The 19,868-nt window shown below is 55.1% G+C and carries 16 protein-coding genes; 14 read left to right on the top strand and 2 right to left on the bottom strand.

Annotated elements, in window-relative coordinates:
* Nucleotides 1-2 precede the first annotated feature (2 nt).
* The 3 genes from IBT47_RS22755 (at nucleotide 3) to IBT47_RS22745 (ending at nucleotide 3,447) form a co-directional block, all read left to right on the top strand.
* Nucleotides 3-791, top strand: a complete 789-nt coding sequence (locus IBT47_RS22755; RefSeq protein ID WP_200563174.1) for a nucleotidyltransferase domain-containing protein — start codon at nucleotides 3-5, stop codon at nucleotides 789-791.
* Nucleotides 792-923: 132 nt separating this feature from the next.
* On the top strand, nucleotides 924-2,276 hold the full coding sequence (gene gorA / locus IBT47_RS22750) for a glutathione-disulfide reductase (RefSeq protein ID WP_200563173.1): 1,353 nt from the start codon (nucleotides 924-926) through the stop codon (nucleotides 2,274-2,276).
* A gap of 454 nt (nucleotides 2,277-2,730) precedes the next feature.
* Nucleotides 2,731-3,447 carry a LuxR family transcriptional regulator gene (locus tag IBT47_RS22745; protein WP_200563172.1) on the top strand — a complete coding sequence of 239 codons (717 nt, stop codon included), beginning with the start codon at nucleotides 2,731-2,733 and terminating at the stop codon, nucleotides 3,445-3,447.
* A 146-nt stretch (nucleotides 3,448-3,593) separates the two neighbouring features.
* On the opposite strand, the gene araD is transcribed toward IBT47_RS22745, so the two are convergent.
* Nucleotides 3,594-4,289, bottom strand: a complete 696-nt coding sequence (araD, locus tag IBT47_RS22740) for an L-ribulose-5-phosphate 4-epimerase (protein ID WP_105595714.1) — start codon at nucleotides 4,287-4,289, stop codon at nucleotides 3,594-3,596.
* A 440-nt stretch (nucleotides 4,290-4,729) separates the two neighbouring features.
* Between araD and IBT47_RS22735 the strand changes: the two genes are divergently transcribed.
* From IBT47_RS22735 to IBT47_RS22700, 8 genes are all read left to right on the top strand, one after another.
* Nucleotides 4,730-5,539 carry a DeoR/GlpR family DNA-binding transcription regulator gene (locus tag IBT47_RS22735; protein WP_105595713.1) on the top strand — a complete coding sequence of 270 codons (810 nt, stop codon included), beginning with the start codon at nucleotides 4,730-4,732 and terminating at the stop codon, nucleotides 5,537-5,539.
* A 278-nt stretch (nucleotides 5,540-5,817) separates the two neighbouring features.
* On the top strand, nucleotides 5,818-6,822 hold the full coding sequence (locus tag IBT47_RS22730) for a substrate-binding domain-containing protein (RefSeq protein WP_105595712.1): 1,005 nt from the start codon (nucleotides 5,818-5,820) through the stop codon (nucleotides 6,820-6,822).
* Nucleotides 6,823-6,889: 67 nt separating this feature from the next.
* Entirely contained in the window at nucleotides 6,890-8,404 is a 1,515-nt protein-coding gene (locus IBT47_RS22725; protein WP_105595711.1) for a sugar ABC transporter ATP-binding protein, read from the top strand.
* The gene (locus tag IBT47_RS22720) at nucleotides 8,397-9,383 is read left to right on the top strand and encodes an ABC transporter permease (protein WP_200563171.1); all 987 of its coding nucleotides are present in this window, start codon (nucleotides 8,397-8,399) and stop codon (nucleotides 9,381-9,383) included. Before IBT47_RS22725 ends, IBT47_RS22720 begins: the two co-directional genes overlap by 8 nt.
* A 13-nt stretch (nucleotides 9,384-9,396) precedes the next feature.
* The gene (locus tag IBT47_RS22715; RefSeq protein ID WP_200563170.1) at nucleotides 9,397-10,443 is read left to right on the top strand and encodes an ABC transporter permease; all 1,047 of its coding nucleotides are present in this window, start codon (nucleotides 9,397-9,399) and stop codon (nucleotides 10,441-10,443) included.
* Nucleotides 10,443-11,336 (top strand): L-ribulose-5-phosphate 3-epimerase, encoded by an 894-nt coding sequence (locus IBT47_RS22710; protein WP_200563169.1) that lies wholly within the window; start codon nucleotides 10,443-10,445, stop codon nucleotides 11,334-11,336. Before IBT47_RS22715 ends, IBT47_RS22710 begins: the two co-directional genes overlap by 1 nt.
* Nucleotides 11,333-12,811: an FGGY-family carbohydrate kinase gene (locus IBT47_RS22705; RefSeq protein WP_200563168.1), complete on the top strand. Its 1,479-nt coding sequence runs from the start codon at nucleotides 11,333-11,335 to the stop codon at nucleotides 12,809-12,811. The genes IBT47_RS22710 and IBT47_RS22705 overlap by 4 nt, the downstream gene beginning before the upstream one ends.
* A gap of 240 nt (nucleotides 12,812-13,051) precedes the next feature.
* Nucleotides 13,052-15,499: a patatin-like phospholipase family protein gene (locus tag IBT47_RS22700; protein WP_200563167.1), complete on the top strand. Its 2,448-nt coding sequence runs from the start codon at nucleotides 13,052-13,054 to the stop codon at nucleotides 15,497-15,499.
* 83 nt (nucleotides 15,500-15,582) lie between these two features.
* Here the strand turns inward: IBT47_RS22700 and IBT47_RS22695 are convergent, their stop codons facing one another.
* Nucleotides 15,583-16,491 carry a LysR family transcriptional regulator gene (locus IBT47_RS22695; RefSeq protein WP_105595721.1) on the bottom strand — a complete coding sequence of 303 codons (909 nt, stop codon included), beginning with the start codon at nucleotides 16,489-16,491 and terminating at the stop codon, nucleotides 15,583-15,585.
* A gap of 130 nt (nucleotides 16,492-16,621) precedes the next feature.
* Here IBT47_RS22695 and IBT47_RS22690 point away from each other — a divergent pair, with 130 nt between their 5' ends.
* Genes IBT47_RS22690 through IBT47_RS22680 form a run of 3 tightly spaced genes read left to right on the top strand, consistent with a single transcriptional unit; the run spans nucleotide 16,622 to nucleotide 19,754 of the window.
* Entirely contained in the window at nucleotides 16,622-17,263 is a 642-nt protein-coding gene (locus IBT47_RS22690; RefSeq protein ID WP_105595705.1) for a hydrolase, read from the top strand.
* Between the two features lie 45 nt (nucleotides 17,264-17,308).
* Nucleotides 17,309-17,893, top strand: coding sequence for an antibiotic biosynthesis monooxygenase (locus IBT47_RS22685; protein WP_105595704.1), 585 nt, complete (start codon nucleotides 17,309-17,311; stop codon nucleotides 17,891-17,893).
* The gene (locus IBT47_RS22680) at nucleotides 17,883-19,754 is read left to right on the top strand and encodes an amidohydrolase (RefSeq protein ID WP_370569939.1); all 1,872 of its coding nucleotides are present in this window, start codon (nucleotides 17,883-17,885) and stop codon (nucleotides 19,752-19,754) included. The genes IBT47_RS22685 and IBT47_RS22680 overlap by 11 nt, the downstream gene beginning before the upstream one ends.
* The last annotated feature ends 114 nt before the right edge of the window (nucleotides 19,755-19,868 follow it).

The following is a 19,868-nucleotide window of genomic DNA, read 5'->3' as shown; positions in this document are numbered from 1 at the left end:
GAATGATGGAACAGACGATAAGCAGCGAAATGCGCAGCAGAATATTGGCAACGCTGGAAGAAACGGAAGCAAAGCACGGGGTGCGAATCCTGTACGCCTGCGAATCGGGCAGCCGTGGCTGGGGTTTTGCCTCACCGGACAGCGATTATGATGTGCGCTTCATCTATGTACATCAGCCGGAATGGTATCTGCGGGTAATGCCGCCGCGCGATGTGATCGAAATGCCGATAGATGACGAGCTGGATGTGTGCGGCTGGGAGTTACGTAAAACGCTTGGCCTGATGCAGGCCGCTAACCCCACGCTGATGGAGTGGCTGGACTCGCCGATCGTTTATCGCCAGCATACCGAAAGCAGCAGTGCGCTACAGGCGCTGGCCCGCGACTATTGTAGCGATCGACGTGCGCGCTACCATTACCTGTCGATGGCGAGAAAAAATTTTCGCGGCTATCTGCAAGGGGAGCAGATACGACTCAAGAAATATTTCTACGTGCTGCGTCCACTGCTCGCCGTGATGTGGATCGAAGCCGGTCTGGGAACCCCGCCTATGCGGTTCGACAAACTGGTCGCGGGCACGGTGACCGAGCCGAAACTGCTGGCCGAGATAGAATCGCTGCTGGTGATGAAACGCAGCGCGAATGAGGCGGAATATGGCCCGCGCCGCCCTTACCTGCACGCCTTTATCCGCAGCCAACTGGAGCAGCAGGATCGCCCACCGCTGGCCGACAGTGAAAGGCGCGATGCGACAAAGCTGGATCGGTTCCTGCGCGATACAGTCATGGCCCAGAGGTGAAATGGCAGAGGCATCGTTCGGCTCGGTGCCTCCGCCCTATCGCAATCATAGACGCAATCTTTGCGGCATTTGGCCGAGTGGCGTTACACTTATGCCCAGAAAAATAACTCACTTACTGAACTGGAAGATTCGATGACCAAACATTATGACTATCTCGCCATCGGCGGCGGCAGCGGCGGTATCGCCTCCATCAACCGTGCGGCCATGTACGGACAGAAATGTGCGCTGATCGAAGCGAAAGATCTTGGCGGCACCTGCGTGAACGTGGGTTGCGTACCGAAGAAAGTAATGTGGCATGCCGCACAGATTGCCGAAGCCATCCATCAATACGGCCCGGACTACGGCTTCGACACCACCGTTAACCAGCATAACTGGGACGTGTTGCTGAAGAACCGCAGCGCCTATATCGATCGTATCCACACCTCATACGATAACGTGCTGGGTAAAAACAACGTCGATGTGATCAAAGGCTTTGCGCGTTTTGTTGATGCGCACACCGTGGAAGTGAACGGCGAAAAGATTACCGCTGACCATATTCTGATTGCTACCGGCGGTCGCCCGGTTCAACCGAACATTCCGGGTGCCGAGTACGGCATCAACTCCGACGGCTTCTTTGAGTTACAGGCGCTGCCGAAACGCACTGCCGTCGTCGGCGCAGGCTATATTGCGGTTGAAATTGCCGGCGTGCTGAACGCACTGGGTTCTGAAACCCACCTGTTCGTTCGTAAGCACGCGCCGCTGCGTACCTTCGATCCGCTGATCGTCGATACGCTGCTGGAAGTGATCAACACCGAAGGCCCGACGCTGCACACCGAATCTATTCCAAAAGCGGTGGTGAAGAATGCTGACGGTAGCCTGACCCTGCTGCTGGAAAATGGCAAAGAGCAGACCGTTGATTGCCTGATCTGGGCGATTGGCCGCGAGCCGATGACCGACAATCTGAACCTGGACGTCACCGGCGTTGCGCTGAACGACAAAGGCTATATCAACGTTGATAAGTTCCAGAATACCAACGTGAAAGGCATCTACGCAGTGGGCGATAACACCGGTGCGGTAGAGCTGACTCCGGTGGCGGTTGCCGCCGGTCGCCGCCTGTCCGAGCGCCTGTTCAACAACAAACCGGACGAGCATCTGGACTACAGCAACGTGCCAACCGTCGTGTTCAGCCACCCGCCGATCGGCACCGTAGGCCTGACCGAGCCGGAAGCGCGCGAGAAGTTTGGCGATGACCAGGTCAAAGTGTACAAATCGGCCTTCACGGCGATGTACACCGCCGTCACTCAGCACCGCCAGCCTTGCCGGATGAAGCTGGTTTGCGTCGGTGCCGATGAGAAGATTGTCGGCATTCACGGCATCGGCTACGGCATGGACGAAATGTTACAGGGCTTTGCGGTAGCACTGAAAATGGGGGCCACCAAGAAAGACTTCGATAACACCGTTGCGATCCACCCGACCGGCGCGGAAGAATTTGTGACTATGCGTTAAGCACTGTTCTGATATTAAAAAAACACCTGCAGGTCGTTCTGCAGGTGTTTCTTAGCGAGTTTGAAATTAATAGTGTAGAATCTATAACCCATTGATTATAAACCATTAACAATGATAGAAGTTTAAGAAAACGGCCATTCGAAGAATGTATAAAAACACGGAAATAAAAATACCTCCTTATTTCACACTATCATTATTCTAAAATTAAACTTCCCTGATGCATGACGCTGAAAAACTAAAAAAAATTAAAATAATTGTTATACTAAACCCGCCAGAACAGTAACACACTTCACCAAAAAAGATAATCTGTACAAAAGGACAGTCTTTCGACTGTACTTTCTACCTGTACCTGTGAAAAATGATGGATAACAAGAATAAAAATAACCACAAGTAAAAAATCTTTATTATATAATAGCGTTCATAAATCTCTTGCTATCAAGGCTAAAAATACCCGATGAAAAGCGATAAAGACATTGAGTTATTTATAAAGAATTATGTTGAAGATGCATTGGGTGATTTTAGTGAGTTGACGTGGGCTTATGTTGTTCTGTCAAAGAGTAATATGTCATTAAATTTTTACGTAACAAACTATCCGGATGAATGGGTCATGTTTTATAAGGAAAAAAGATTATACTTCACCGATCCGGTTGTTATCACTGCACGCACCAGATTAACGCCTTTTGAGTGGGATAAAAGTCTGATAATTAACTCCGGATATCATTACACCGGGTTGTTTGATCAGGCTGAAGAATTTAATTTGATTAAAGGAAATACTTTTGTTGTTCATGACTTTAATAATAACCTCGCGACGTTAACTTTCATTACCAGTCGGGGAAGTAAACCTGAGATAGTTAATAAATTAACTCAAAAAAGGGGAGATATTTCATTGCTTCTCGCATCCATACATGAAACATATCTTGCTCTTACCTATCCACCAACGGAAAACATGAATAAAATAGATAAGAAAACCGTTTTCACAAAGAGAGAAAATGAAGTTCTTTACTGGTACAGCATGGGTAAAACCTATCAGGAAACCAGTATTATTCTGGGGATCAAATTACGCACGGTCAAATTTCACATGTCGAACATTGTCAAAAAAATGGGTGTAACAAATGCACGACATGCCGTACGTTTTGGGATAGAGCATGGCTTGATAAAGCCCGAAATATAAAAATCAGTGACAGCAACATTTAGTCACCGCTATTGGAGCTAAAAACTCAGCAGGGGTTCAATCCAGCCCCGACCTGGCATGGCTGCGCTATGTTGCACTATGCTGCAATGCCAGAATCAGTGAGGCATTATCTCTGAAAAAGATATTTACTGCCCGTAATACGCATTCGCCCCGTGCTTACGCAGGAAGTGTTTATCCAGCAGCGTCTGCTGCATACTGTCAACGCCGGGCTGTAGCTGACGGGTGAACAGATTCATATAAGCGATCTCTTCCAGCACTACGGCATTATGCACGGCGTTATCCGCATCGGTGCCCCAGGCAAAGGGACCGTGGCCGTTGACCAGCACCGCAGGGATATCCTTCGCGCTAATCCCCTGCTGATTTACCGTTTCCACAATGACATTCCCGGTTTCGTGCTCATACTGACCGTTAATTTCCTCATCGCGCATCAGCCGGGTGCAGGGGATCGTGCCATAGAAATAATCGGCGTGAGTGGTGCCCAGCGCCTTCAGCGGCTGACCGGCCTGCGCCCAGATCGTCGCGTGGCGCGAGTGGGTGTGCACCACACCACCGATATGTTCAAAGGCACGATACAGCACCAGATGCGTCGCGGTATCGGAAGACGGTTTTTTATCCCCCTCCACCACTTTACCGGTTTGCAGATCGACCACCACCATATCCTCCGGCTGCATATCTTTATAATCCACGCCGGAAGGTTTAATCACTACCAGACCGCGTTCACGATCGATTCCGCTGACGTTTCCCCAGGTAAAGGTAACCAGCTTGTGGGCGGGTAATAATAGGTTTGCTTCAAATACCTGTTGTTTTAATTTCTGCAGCATATTTAACCTCGCGTAATAAATAATTTATTTGCAGATAACAACCAAGGCTCTGCAAATATCTATTTCATCAATTAATAAGGGAATGGATGGGTTATTACGTTACGTCTAATACTTTGCTGCGAAAAGCCTGTGAGAATGGCAAAAGTCGCCAAACAAATACAAACGGTCGCATTCGGTCATAAATGGGCATTTACAACTAGACCGTTTATGTTGATTTAAAGCTGTTGATGATTTTTTATCTGCAATAACGCCCATTTTTACGTGATGAAAATCACATTAAAATGCATAATGCACATCACAATCATCACTTAATAGTGATTTTTATCACATTAAGACATATGGAAAAACTAGCTAACGGGTTTCTTGAAATCAGTCACTTTAAAAAAAACTGAAAAGTATGAATATTAGGCCATGTGATAAGCAATGGAATCGGGCTATTTATGTTACAGGCTGAGCGTTACAAGATGATTTGTAGCTATGTGCAACAAAATGGCTCCGCGCTGGTTGCTGAACTGTCGACTATGTGCAGCGTTTCGCAGGAAACCATCCGCAGAGATTTAAATCTGCTGGAACGTAACAAGAAACTGATCCGCAGCTTTGGCGGCGCAGTGTCGCTTGATGACTATGACGACCGCACCCGCCCCGTGCAGGACGCTTTCTATAAAGCGGATACTATCGATCGGGCAGAATCGCTACGCAAAAGAACGGAAGAACACCCCGATATTAAGATGAAACTGGCCAAGGCTGCGCTGCAGTTTATTCAGCCCGGCGACTGCATCCTGCTGGATAACAGCAGCACCTGCTGGTTCCTCGCACGACAGATCCCGGATATTGATATCACCGTCGTAACCAACTCGGTCAAAATCATCCAGGCGCTGGCCTGCCGCGATAAGGTACGTATCATCGGCTGCGGCGGTGAATACTCGGAGCGCCACGACGATTTCCACGGCCCGGTGGCAGAAAGCGCGATTCGTAACTTTCAGATCAATACCTTCTTTTTTTCCTGCCAGGGGCTGAATCTGGAAAATGGCATCCGCGACGGCAGTGAAATTAACGCCCGCTTAAAGCAGGTAATGCTACAGGTTTCCGGCAAAAAAATTCTGCTGGCCGACTCCAGCAAATTCGATCAGTTCGCGTTTTGTAAGATTTGCATGCTCGATGACATTGATATTTTAATCACCAATAAAGTGGCTGAAGAAAGAAACTGGGGAGACAGCCCTGAATTTAGTGTAATTGAAGTCGACAAGTAATTTTTTAGCGAAGATAAAATCCGCCCGTTCTGGCGCAATAAGCCAGAACGATTTTATTACCGTCAATACCAGTGAAAGTTGCAATAAATAACCGGAACCGAAATACACCATCACCATTGTTTTATTCAATGGCTAAAGCGGATTAATGCATGCTTTGCGTTATCCGTTGCCGCTCATTTTATTTAACAACGCGTGGTGTAATGGCGAAGGGGATACAAACCGAATAATGCACTATTCGGCAACCATGATAATTAAAATAACCTTCTGAGGATCTAATAATGAAAAAATTACTCTTACCCTGTGTAATCGCCTCACTGATCGCTTCATTTTCCACCCTGGCTGATGACGCAGCGGTCCCTCAAAAAGCCAACAAACCTTTTACTATGGGCGTGGTGGTGAAAGTGGGGGGAATTCCCTGGTTTAACGTGATGGAACAGGGGATTAAAGAAGAAGGTAAAGCCCTGGGCGTGAACGCCTGGCAGGTGGGGCCAACCACCGCCGACCCGGCCGAGCAGGTGCGCGCCATTGAAGATTTGATCGCCAAGAAAGTGGATGTCATTGGCGTAGTGCCAAACGATGCCAAAGTGCTGGAGCCGGTGCTGAAACGCGCGCAGGAAGCGGGCATCAAGGTGATTACCCACGAATCACCGGCGCAGGCCAATGCGGACTGGGACTTTGAACTGCTCGATACCCAAACTATGGGCGCTAACCATATGAAAGATATGGCCGCCTGCATGGGTGAAGAAGGCAAATATGCCATGTTCGTGGGTAGCCTGACCGTTCCGCTGGTAAACGACTGGGCCAACGCGGCCATCGCCTATCAGAAAGAACACTACCCGAAAATGCAGCTGGTTGAAGACCGTTTTGGCGTTGCCGAATCGGTAGATGACTCCATGCGCACCGCCAATGACCTGATGTCCAAACACAAAGATCTGAAAGGCATTATGTCCTTCGGTTCGCAGGGCCCAATCGGCGCAGGCCGCGCGATCGACAAGCGTAAGAAAAACAATGATATCTGCGTCTTTGGTACGTTTACCCCGGGCCAGGGCATCAAGCTGCTGGAGAAAGGCGCGATCGATGGCGGCTATATCTCTAACCCAATGACCGCCGGCAAGGTCTTTGTACAGGTGGCGACCGCGATGATGAACGGTGAACCGATCAAAGACGGCGTCAAACTGGGCGACATGGGCGAAATCAAAATCAAAGGCAACACCATCCTCAGCGATAACCCGGAAAAACTGGATGTGGAAAACACCAAACGTCTGGTGAAACTGGGCCTCTGACCCTGAGCCGTATCGCCGGAGCCATTGCGCTCCGGCTTTATTCACGTCTAACACCAGGGCAAGAACGATGCTTAATAATAACAATGTCGATAATGCCGCCGCGCTGATCACGCTGAACGCGCTGTCAAAAAGCTTTGGCGGCCATCAGGCATTAAAAAACATCACGCTGACCTTAAACCAGGGCGAAGTCCACTGCCTGGCCGGGGCCAACGGCTGCGGTAAAAGTACGCTGATTAAAACCATCAGCGGCGTCTACGCGCCCGATGCCGGTAGCGAAATCATCATCGACGACAAAACCCATGCACGCCTGACGCCCGATCGCGCCAGGGCTTTAGGCATTCAGGTGATTTATCAGGACCTGTCGCTGTTCCCGAATCTGACCGTCGCCGAGAACATTGCCTTCGAATACAACCTTAAGGGCTATTTCGGCTGGTTTAAGCAGAAAAAACTGAAAGAAAAAGCACAGCAGATCCTCAACGAGCTGGCGTTCAATATCGATCCGGATGCGCTGGTGCAGCATCTTCCCATAGCCCAACGCCAGCAGATCGCCATCTGCCGCGCGCTGGTTGCGGACGCCCGGCTGGTGATTATGGACGAGCCAACCGCTTCACTGACGCGCACCGAAGTGAACCAGCTGCTGCGCACGGTGAACTACCTGCGGGATAAAAACATCACCGTGGTCTTCGTCAGCCACCGTCTGGATGAAGTGAAAGAGATTTCCGACCGTATTACCGTGATCCGCGACGGCGAGAAGATCGGCACCTGGGACGCCGCCGCGCTCTCTACCGGCAAAATCACCGAGCTGATGACAGGATTAGTTATTGAGCACCAGCAGAAGTTGCCAAACGCCGAGCTGGGTAAGGTGGTGCTGGAGCTGAATCACCTCAGCCGCAAAGGGCAGTTTGACGATATCTCCTTACAGCTGCATCGCGGCGAAGTACTGGGCCTGTGCGGCCTGCTGGGCTCCGGCCGCACCGAACTGGCACTGAGCCTGTTTGGTATCACCCACCCCGATAGCGGTGAGATCCTGCTGGACGGTAAAAAGGTCCGGATCAAAGACAACACTCAGGCACGGGAAATGGGCATTGCCTATGTTTCAGAAGACCGTCTGACGCTGGGTGCCATTCTGCCGCAGTCGGTTGCCGACAACATGGTGATTTCCATTCTCGATGAGATCAAAACGCCGTGGCACATGATCGATGAACAGCGTAAAGACGCGCTGGTGCAGGAGTGGATCAAAGATCTGGATATCAAGGTGACCAACCCGGATAACCCGCTTTCAACCCTTTCCGGCGGCAACCAGCAAAAGGTGGTGCTGGCGAAATGGATACTCACCCGACCAAAAGTGTTGATTCTTGATGCGCCCACCGTCGGCGTAGACATCGGTGCCAAAGACAGTATCTACAAGCTGATCCATCGCCTGTCCGGCGTGGGTATTTCGGTGCTGTTAATTACCGATGAAGCCCCGGAAGCCTATTACAACTGCGATCGCGTGCTGCATATGAAGCAGGGAAAAATCGTTAACGAGTTAATTCCTTCAACGCTGAGCGAACATCAACTCGCGGAGGCCATCAATGGCTAACATTTTTAAAATGCCACGTTCGGTCGAAGGCTGGCTGGGCTGGGTTATCGCAATAATGCTGGTGCTGTTTTCCACCTTAAGCAGCGAGTTTTTGTCGATCCAGAACCTGCTGGATTTGACCGAAAGCTATGCCGTAACCGGGATTTTCGCGCTGGGTTTATTTGTGGTGCTGGTGACCGGCGGCATTGATATTTCCTTCGCCGCCGTGGCTTCTGTCGCACAGTATTTTATTGCCTCGCTGTTGCTCAACGATGTGATTGCCAGCCCGCTGCTGTGTATCGTGCTGGCGATTGTCTGCGGTGTGGTCTTCGGACTGATTAACGCCGTGCTGATCTACTACCTCAATATCGTCTCGATCATTATCACCATCAGTATGCAGTCGCTGCTGTTCGGCATGCTGATGTGGATTACCAACGGCCACAGCATTTACGACCTGCCCGACTGGTGGATCAGCCAGCGTACTATCCTGCCCTTCGAATACGGCGGCGAAAGCTATCAGGTGGGCCTGCCGGTGGTGGTGATGCTGGGCATGGCGCTGCTGACCTGGCTGCTGCTGAATAAAACCCATATCGGTCGGCAGCTCTACGCCGTCGGCGGCAGCAACGAATCCGCTCGTCGTATCGGCATCCGCGTCTCCGTTATCTATCTGTTTGCCTACGGCTATTTAGGCGCGGCGGCGGCGATTGGCGGCATGCTGCAGGCGTACCGCATGAGCGAAGTGGTGCCTAACGCGCTGGTCGGCGGCGAGCTGGATGTGCTGGCGGCGGCAGTGCTCGGCGGTGCCAGCCTCTCCGGCGGCAGAGGTTCGGTGATTGGCACGCTGATGGGCGTATTCCTGATCGGCATTCTGAAAAACGGCCTGAACCTGATCGGCGTTTCCAGCTATTTCGTCAACATCGTGATTGGCGTCGTTATCGTCGCCGCGATCTGCGTCACCCACTACAAGAAACGCAAAGAAACCGATGTCGGCTTCGTCTGACGGAGACAGTTTAATGAACAAGAGATCGTTTTTACCTCTGGACGGCACCAGCACCGGGCTGCTCGGTATCTGCCTGATTGCCACGGTGGCCTTTTCACTGGCGATGCCGGGCCGCTTTCTAACCGAAAACACGTTTCTGAGCATTGCGTTTCAGCTGCCGGAACTCGGCCTGCTGACCTTTGCGATGTTTGTACCGATGCTGAGCGGTGGCCTGAATCTGTCGATTATCGGCACGGCCAACCTCACCAGCCTGTTTATGGCCTGGCTGCTGATCCACTACGTTCCGGTTGATGCCAGCGTTGGCGTGCAGCTGATGTGGCTGGTGCTGGCGCTGCTGGGTGCAGCAGTGATTGCGGTGCTGATTGGCGTACTGACCGGGCTGATGATTTCCCGCGTGGGTGCGCACCCGATTCTGGTGACCCTCGGTAGCATGACCATTATCAGCGGCATTGGGGTGTACCTGACCAAAGGCGCGGCGCTGAGCGGCATGCCGCCAATCGTGCGCAGTATGGGATCGGAAGTGGTCTGGGGAGTCCCGGTTCCGCTGATTATCTTTATCGTCGCCACCGTATTTTTAGCCCTGCTACTGGGCAGAACGCGCCTCGGCAAAAATATCTATATGTGCGGCAGCAACATCAACGCCACCTGGTTCAGCGGCATCCGCACCGACCGCATCATGATGGCGATTTACGCCACTTCCAGCCTGCTGTGCGTTCTGGCGGGGCTGATCATGATGGCCCGCTTTAACTCGGCGCGCATGGGCTATGGCGACTCGTATCTGCTGCTGACGGTGCTGGCGATTGTGCTGGGCGGGACCGACCCGTTCGGCGGCGTGGGCAAAGTGATCCACGTCTTCTGCGCGCTGCTGGTGCTGCAGGTGATCGCCACCGGGCTGAGCCTGGCGGGGGTCAGCCTGCACTTCAATCTGGCGGTATGGGGCATCACGCTGATTTTCGCCCTGGCGTTCAAATTCTTTAAAAACAAATGGCAGGCGCAGCGGGCGATGAAGCTGAACCGGAAAAAGCACCAGCAGCTGCTGGCAACACGTGGGGAAAGATAATGCGTAAGCATCCATTAGGGATTTACGAGAAGGCGCTGCCGAAAGGGACCAGTTGGGTGGAGAAGCTGGCCGTGGCGAAATCCTGCGGGTTTGATTTCGTCGAGATGTCGGTGGATGAAAGCGATGAACGCCTGGCACGACTGGACTGGACGCAGGCAGAGCGCATGGAGATCATCCAGGCGATTCAGCAGACCGGCGTGCGCATCCCTACTCTGTGCCTGTCGGCACACCGCCGCTTCCCGTTCGGCAGCCGCGACGCGCAGACCCGCCAGCAGGCGTATGCCATTATGGAAAAAGCGGTGCGGCTGGCGCAGGATCTGGGCATCCGTACCATTCAGCTGGCCGGCTACGATGTCTATTACGAACCGCAGGACGACGACACTATCGCCCGCTTTGACGACTCCGTGGCCTGGGCCGTTGAGCTGGCCGCCGGGGCGCAGGTGATGTGCGCGGTGGAAATTATGGACACGCCGTTTATGAACTCCATCAGCAAGTGGCAGGCGCTGAATGCGAAAATTAACTCACCGTGGTTCACCGTCTATCCCGATATCGGCAACCTCAGCGCCTGGGGAAATGAGGTGGACAGCGAGCTGACCGGCGGTATCGATCGCATTGCGGCTATCCACCTGAAAGATACGCTGCCGGTCACGCCGGACTCGCCGGGCCAGTTCCGCGATGTGCCGTTTGGTGAGGGCTGCGTTGATTTCGTCCAGTTCTTTAAAACCCTGCGCCGCCTGAACTATCGCGGCACCTTCCTGATTGAAATGTGGACGGAAAAAGCCGACGAGCCGCTGCTGGAAATCATTCGCGCCCGTCAGTGGATTGAAGACAAAATGGCCGCAGCAGGCTGGGGTGAAACCCGTAGCGCGCTGCTCAGCCCGGAGGCAGTATGAGCCACTACTTTATGGGCGTTGATTTAGGCGGGACGGTAACCAAAGCGGGGATTTACACCGCCGACGGCCAGGAGATCAAAGTCGTTGAGCTGGCGGTCCCGCTGCTCAGTGAACAGATGGGGTTCTGCGAGCGCGATATGGCCGAGCTGTGGTCCGCCACTAGCCAGGTGATTCGCCAGGTGCTGAACGACAGCGGTATTGCGGCAGAGGCGATTCACGGCGTGAGCTTTTCCGCCCACGGTAAGGGTCTGTACCTGGTGGATAAGCAGGGCCAGCCGGTACGTAACGGCATCGTCTCCTCCGACTCACGCGCGCAGCCGCTGGTCAGCCGCTGGAAAAGTGAAGGCCGCGACGCCGAAGCATACAGCCGCAGCCTGCAACAGCTATGGCCGTCGCATCCGGCGGCGCTGCTCGGCTGGCTGAAGGAGCATGAGCCGGACAGCTATCAGCGCGCGGGCTATATTCTGATGGTCCACGACTATATCCGCTACTGCCTGACTGGCGAGTTCGCCTGCGAAGAAACCAATATCTCCGGCAGCAATTTGTTTAACCAGCAGCAGGGGGCATTCGACCCGACGCTGTTTAACATCTTCGGCATTGCCGAGATGACAGAGAAAGCGCCGCCGGTGATCGGTTCCGCCGAATGCGCCGGATACGTCACCGAACAGGCCGCCGCGCTGTGCGGTTTAAAAGCCGGAACGCCGGTGTTCGGCGGGCTGTTTGACGTTGTCGGCGCGGCGCTGGCCTCGGGCGTGCACGACAGTTCCTGCCTCAGCGCCGTGGCGGGCACCTGGAGCATCGCCACCCGCGTTTTCGACCGTATTGAACCCTCTGACTATCCCTACGTGTGGGGGAAATACTGCATTCCCGGCACTTTCTTTGTTCATGAAGGCAGCCCGACCTCGGCCAGCAACCTCGCCTGGTTTGTGCAGCAGTTCTTCCCGGATCTGCCGGACAGCTATCACCAGCTTAACCAGTGGGCGAAAAACGGCTACGAGAAGGATCTCAACATCCTGTTTTATCCGTGGCTGTACGGCTCCAACTTCCACGACAGCCTGCACGGCGGCTTCCTTGGCTTAAGCGGCCACCACAGCCGGGAAGATATGGTCTACGCCATTTATCAGGGCATCGTCTTCTCGCATCTGCTGCATCAGGACCGTGTGCAGGACCTCAGCGCGGGCAGCGATATCATCCGCTTTACCGGTGGGCCAACGCACTCGGATATCTGGATGCAGATGTTCTGCGACGCCAGCAACCTGCCGCTGGAAATCGTCGACGTGAAGCAGTCCGGCTGCCGCGCTGCCGCGATCTGTGCCGCGGTGGGCGCGGGTGAATACCCTGATTTCCAGACGGCAATGAAGCACTGCCAGCCGCCCACCCTTCGCCTGGAGCCAAACCCGGCTAAACACGCGATGCTGAGAAAACGCTTTGCGCGCTTTAAGCAGATTGCCGGGGCGTTAAGTGAAGTGAAATAAACACAATCTCCCACCCCGGTCCGAGTGGCCGGGGTATCAGACGCTATGATGCTTTGCCAGCGGTGAAATACCGTATCAAATATGACTTGCCTTCAGCCTCACGAGACAGGGATGAGTTATCCCCTTTTTTCTTAAATACGCTCATTCCTCGCACAATCCGCTGTCATTTTTTCACCCCGCTTCCTATTGTGTAATGCCGGGCCACACGCCTCACAACAACGCCTTCAGGAGCTTTCAATCATGAGCGATCCCCTGATAAAAAATAACAATCGGGATATTAACGGCGGCGAAAACACGTTAATTCAGCAAAGACGCCAGCAGGCGAATATCAGCAACGATCTTCCTGTCAGCGCGCTGGCGCTCTCCGGCGGCGGCATCCGCAGCGCTACCTTCTGCCTCGGCCTGGTAAGAGCGCTGGCGGCGAATAAGGTGCTGCGCCGGTTTGATTTTCTTTCCACGGTATCCGGCGGTGGTTATTTCGGCGGCATGCTCGGCCGGCTGTATAACGAAGATCAGAAAGCCGAAGCGGTGGAAGCCGGTCTGGCAGAAAAACGCTCATTCTTACTCTGGTGGCTGCGAAATAATGGCCGCTACCTTGCTCCGGCAGGATTTCGCGATGTCTCACAGGCGATGGCCTACACCCTACGCGGCCTGCTGGCCTCGCACTTTGAGGCCGCGACGGTGATACTGTTCCTTGCGGCGCTGATGTTCTTTCCCGGCCTGCTGCTCACCAGTTTCAGCCCGGCCAGCGATGCGGCTCCGGCATGGCTCGGCCTGATGCTGATCCCGCTTGCCTGTGCCCTGTGGCAAATTTGTGCCTGGTGGATCATCCGGCCTGCCGGTGGAAAGGGCGATAGCACGGCAAAAGGCCGCTATCAGGATTACTACTCCACGATTTCCGTGCCCCTGGTTACCCTGGCACTGCTGCTGGCCTGGTATTTCAGCCCGTATATGGTTTATCGTGATAAGTCGATATGGCTGGGTCCGGTCGTCCTGCTGTTCTCCTGCCTGCCGCTGGCCACTAAGCTGGTGCAGGATTTCTGTGCATTAAAAATCACCACACTTTCTGTTCCTGAGCAGCGGCTTATTCGCACCAAAAAACTGGCCGTGGCGCTGCTCGCTGCACTCGCCTGCCTGTTTTTCTATGGTGCCACCGAATTCTGCTACTGGATAAAAGTCCGGGCGAACTTTCTCATCTTCCTGACCGTGCTGGCCCTGCTGCCACCCGCTATTTCGCTGCTGCGCCATGCGATAAAAGCCCCCGCCAGAAACCCGATAAAGAAAAAGCCGGTGGCAAGCATAATCAATCAGATCGGCTACCTGTTTTTACTGGCACTGTTCCTGACCTGGTCAACCCTGCTACTGATCCTGCTCACCGAGCTGTATATCCCGGAAAAATCGTCCGGCTACCCGGCGCTGCTGATGGATGCTTTTTTCCTGGCGCTGATGGCGGTCTATTTCTGGCTGACCCGCAAGCGGGTTGATGTCCTGAATCTGTCATCGATGCACAACTTATATCGCGCAAGGCTGGAACGCGCTTATATCTCAGTGGGTAACTATTTTCGCCCCAACAGGCCGGAAACCGCCGATGCGCGATTTCCGTTAACCCTGCTCTCCTCCTATGAAAGGGATCGGGTAGGGGAAAATCAAAAGTGGCGCATTACCGACGTGCAGCCCGGTGATGACGTGCTGCTGCGCGACTATCATCCTCATCGCTACGGCGGGCCGCTGCACCTGATTAACTGCTGTATCAACCAGACCGTCGATGACCGTACCGGTAACTTTAACGCCGACCGTAAAGGCATGGCGCTGACGCTCAGCCCGCTGGGCATTGAAACCGGCACGCATCTGCCGCTGGCAACGGACTGGCAGGAGGAACATTTATCGAAATGGCTGGCGATCTCCGGCGCGGCGCTGGGTACGGGGATGGGTTCGAACACCCGCACGGGCACGGCCGCCCTGCTGTTTACTTCGGCAATTCGCCTGGGCTACTGGAATGAAAATCTGTTTGCCCGCAAGCATCAGCGTATTGCCACGACGGCAGAAAAGCAGGATCGGCATAAGCGGGAAATTAAGCCGGAGAAATTCCCTCATCTCAGGGCGCTGCTCGGTGAAATGCTGGCCTTTTTCCCCGGCATGAACAGCAGCCTGTGGTACGTATCGGACGGCGGTCATTTTGATAATACCGGCGTGTATGCCCTGCTGAAACGCCGGGTGCCGCTGATTGTGCTGGCCGACTGCGGCGCAGACCCGGACTACGGCTATGAAGATATCGAAAACCTGGTCAGGAAGGCGCACATCGATTACGCCACCCGCATTGAGTTTCTTGATGGTGATGCGGTTGAGCCCACGATGTCGGCACTGTTCACCACGCCCGACTTGCTGAACAAAAGAGAGAATCCGGCTCCGTTTATGCTGGCGCGTATCGTCTACCCAGACCAGGAAGATTACGCCGCGCTGATCGTAGTGAAACCGCACCTGATTGAAAACCTCGGGCTGGACACCGAACGCTATGCCGACAGGCAACCCGCATTCCCACAGCAGCCCACCAGCGATCAGTTCTTCGATGAAAACCAGTGGGAAGCCTGCCATGAACTTGGCTGGAAGATGGGGAAGCGGCTGAATGGGGAAATTCTGGATAAGGCCCTGGGCTGGGTAAATACGGCACACAGGGATATCGGCAGATAATCCGCTCCCGGCCGGGGCTTTACCCAGGCCGGGAGCCGGAGCCGTTAACCGGCACGGCGGGCGACGGCGGTCAGGCCCAGCCGTCAGGCCGGAACGTACACTTCGTGAATGCCGTTGAAGTTTTGTAGCCGCTCGCGCCACCACATCGCTGCATTGCCGGTAGCGCTGGACTTCCACGCCAGAAACGCCTGGTCGCGGCGGGTTTCGCTATCCAGCTGGCGCTCAACCAGCGCGCCGCTTTCCAGATGCGGTGCGGCCAGATAGCGCGGCAGATAGCCGCAGCCGAGCCCCGCCACCTGCGCCTGTACCTTATCGCTGAAGCTGTGCACGCTGAGGATCGGCTGATCGTCGAGAATCCTCAGATCCATCCCCTCAGCGTGGCGTGAGCTATCGCGCACGACCACCGCACGATACTGGCGGATCTGATCGCGCAGCAGCGGTTCAGGCAGCGCGGCCAGCGGATGCTCCGGCGCAATGGCAAAGACATATTCCAGCCAGCCAATCGGCACGCACTCAACGCCCGCATGGCGCGCGGGCTGCTGCACGGCACCAAACACAATATCGGCATCGCCGTAGCTCAGCGCTTCCCAACATCCGGCCAGCACGTCGTGGCGGAACATCAGCCGCGTGTGCTGGTGCTGCTGGTAAAACTCATCAATCAGCCCGGAGAGCAGTGAAAACGGCACCGAGGCATCCAGACTGATGGTCAGCTTGCTCTCCCAGCCGCTTTCCACGTACTGCGCCTGCTGCTCAAGTTCGCCAACCGCCCGTAATAAAACGCGTCCTTTCTCCAGCATCAGCCTGCCGGTTGGCGTGAATGTCGCACGATGGCCGGAGCGATCCAGCAGCGTGATATTCAGGTCACTCTCCATTTTTTGCACGGTATAGCTCAGCGCGGAGGCCGTTTTAAACAGCCTGGCCGCCGCTGCGGCAAAGGTGCCGTGCCGGTCCAGCGCATCCAGAATCAGCAGCGCTTCAAGGTTTAATCGCATGGTGTTCCCCAAACCCAAAAATTGTTTAACAACAACCTAAATTCTTTCCGTTATCAACCAAAGCTCGCCTCTCGTATTGTTTAAACACGCAAGACGAACTGCAAACCAACAACTTAACGAGGATTAAAAAATGTCTAAACTTGACCTGCTGGACCCACAGAACTCCACCCTGATTTTCATCGACCACCAGCCACAAATGTCTTTCGGCGTCGCCAATATCGATCGCCAGCAGCTTAAAAATAACACCGTTGCTTTAGCCAAAGCAGGCAAAATTTTTAACGTGCCGACTATTTATACCTCGGTTGAAACCGAAAGCTTCAGCGGCTACATCTGGCCGGAGCTGCTGGCGGTTCACCCGGAGTCTACGCCGATTGAACGCACCTCAATGAACTCCTGGGAAGATGAAGCTTTCGTCAAAGCGGTGAAAGCCACCGGCCGCAAAAAGCTGATTATCTCCGCCCTGTGGACCGAAGTGTGCCTGACTTTCCCGGCGCTGATGGCGCTGAAAGAAGGCTTCGAAGTCTACGTGGTGACCGACACCTCCGGCGGCACCAGCGTGGATGCCCACGAGCGCTCCATCGACCGCATGGTGCAGGCCGGTGCGGTGCCGGTGACCTGGCAGCAGGTGCTGCTGGAGTACCAGCGCGACTGGTCACGTAAAGAGACCTACGACGCGGTGATGGACCTGGTACGCGAGCACAGCGGTGCCTACGGCATGGGCGTAGATTACGCCTACACCATGGTCCACAAAGCCCCGGCCCGCAAAGCCTGATCCCCCGGCCCCCGGCTCGCATCCGGGGGCGTTTAGGAGAGTAACATGGATTATCCACATCAGCCTGAGCACGTAACCCTGGTCATCACCCACCGTCTGCTGGCGGGTAAGCAGCCGGAGTATGAACAGTGGCTGGAAAAAGTGATGCCGCAAGCGGCATTATTCGACGGCCACCTCGGCGTTAACATTTTAAGACCGGTTCACGGGGAACAAACGTATACGGTGCTGATCAGGTTTGACACGCTGGATAATCTTTATCGCTGGATTAACTCGACCCAGCGCCACGCGCTGATCGCCGAACTACCGGCCATGCTGTGCGGTCCGGAACATATTGAACTGCGGCCGGGCGCGGCATTCTGGTTTACCCCGCCAACCCCGGAGCGCAAAGCGCCGAAAAAGTGGAAGCAGTTTCTCATCACCCTGGCGGTGATCTATCCCTCCACCAATCTGGTGCCGTGGTTTTGGGGAACGGTACTGCCCGCGGCCAAAGGCACGCTGTGGGGACATTTTCTTAACGACGCATCCGTTGTCGCCCTGGTGGTGTTTATGTGGATGCCGGTGGTAACACGTTTATTAGCTAACTGGCTCGCACCGCGCGGGAAACAGAACCTGGAGAGTAATGATGAATAGTGCTTCATTGATCCTGACCAACGGCAATTTCCACACCGTCGATCGTGAAAACCCGCTGGCGACCGCCGTGGCCATCAAAGACGGCAAATTCCTCGCCGTCGGTAGCGAAGCGGAAGTGATGCAGTTTGCCGGTCACGACACCAAAGTTGTCGATCTGAAGGGCCACACCGGGATTCCGGGCCTGAACGACTCGCACCTGCACCTGATCCGCGGCGGCCTGAACTACAACCTCGAACTGCGCTGGGAAGGCGTGCCGTCGCTGGCCGACGCGCTGCGGATGCTGAAAGAGCAGGCGCTGCGCACCCCGAACCCACAGTGGGTGCGTGTAGTGGGCGGCTGGAACGAATTCCAATTTGCCGAGCGCCGCATGCCGACACTGGACGAGATCAATGAAGCAGCACCGGACACCCCGGTATTTATTCTGCACCTTTACGACCGTGCCCTGCTGAACCGCGCCGCCCTGCGCGTGGTGGGCTATACCCGCGATACGCCGAACCCGCCGGGGGGCGAGATCCAGCGCGACAGCAACGGCAATCCGACCGGCATGCTGATTGCCCGCCCGAATGCGATGCTGCTGTATTCAACGCTGGCAAAAGGGCCGAAGCTGCCGCTGGACCAGCAGGTGAACTCCACCCGCCAGTTTATGCGTGAGTTGAACCGTCTGGGCCTGACCAGCGCCATTGATGCGGGCGGCGGCTTCCAGAACTACCCGGACGATTACGAAGTGATCTCCGAGCTGCACGCGAAAAAGCAGCTGACGGTGCGTATCGCCTATAACCTGTTTACCCAGCGCCCCGGCCACGAGCTGGAAGATTTCGAGAAGTGGACCGATATGCTGAAACCGGGCCAGGGCACCGACTTCTATCGCCACAACGGTGCTGGTGAAATGCTGGTGTTCTCCGCCGCCGACTTCGAGGATTTCCTTGAGCCGCGTCCGGACCTGGCACCGGGGATGGAAGATGAGCTGGAGCGCGTGGTGCGCCACCTGGTTGAGCACCGCTGGCCGTTCCGCCTGCACGCCACCTACAACGAATCCATCAGCCGCATGCTGGACGTGTTCGAGAAGGTGAACCGCGATATTCCGTTTAACGGCCTGCACTGGTTCTTTGACCATGCGGAAACCATTACCGAAGCCAACATCGATCGCGTTAAGGCGCTCGGCGGCGGTATCGCCGTGCAGCACCGTATGGCGTTCCAGGGCGAATACTTCGCCGATCGCTACGGTAAAGAAGCGGTGAAACACACGCCGCCGGTAGCCAAAATGCTCAACGCCGGCGTGCCGGTAGGTCTGGGCACCGACGCGACCCGCGTCGCCAGCTACAATCCGTGGACCGCGCTTTACTGGCTGGTTTCCGGCCGTACCGTGGGCGGCATGGCGATGTACGACGACAGTGCCCGCCTGGATCGTGAAACCGCGCTGATGCTGTGGACCCAGGGCAGCTCCTGGTTCTCCAGCGAGCAGGGCAAAAAAGGCCAGATCAAAGTCGGCCAGCTGGCGGACCTCGCCATTCTGTCGCAGGACTACTTCAGCGTGACGGAAGAGGCGATTAAAGGGATTGAATCTGTGCTGACCGTGGTCGATGGCGAAATCGTTTATGCCGCTGGCGGCTTCACCCCGCTGTCACCGCCGCCGGTGCCGGTGTTGCCGGAGTGGTCACCCGTGGTCACCGTACCCGGCCACTACCGCAGTGCGCCGCCGCAGGCCAACGGCCGTGCCGCCTTCGCCTCGCAGCCGCACCAGTGCAGCGGTCCCTGCGGTGTGCACAGCCACTCGCACGACGTGGCGCGCCGCTCAACGGTGCCTGTCTCGGATGACAATGCCTTCTGGGGTGCGCTGGGCTGTTCCTGCTTTGCGTTCTGATAGCGTCATCTGAACCGTCTCCAGCTGCTGCACGCCCCTTCGCTGTAATCCTTCAGGCATAAAAAAAGCCGGGCTAAGCGTCTGCTTAACCCGGCTCGATCGTTTTACGGAAAG

Origin of the sequence: Erwinia sp. S43 (assembly GCF_016624745.1) — a bacterium.
GTDB classification, from domain to species: domain Bacteria; phylum Pseudomonadota; class Gammaproteobacteria; order Enterobacterales; family Enterobacteriaceae; genus Erwinia; species Erwinia coffeiphila.
This window is presented reverse-complemented; position numbering and strand designations above follow the sequence as displayed.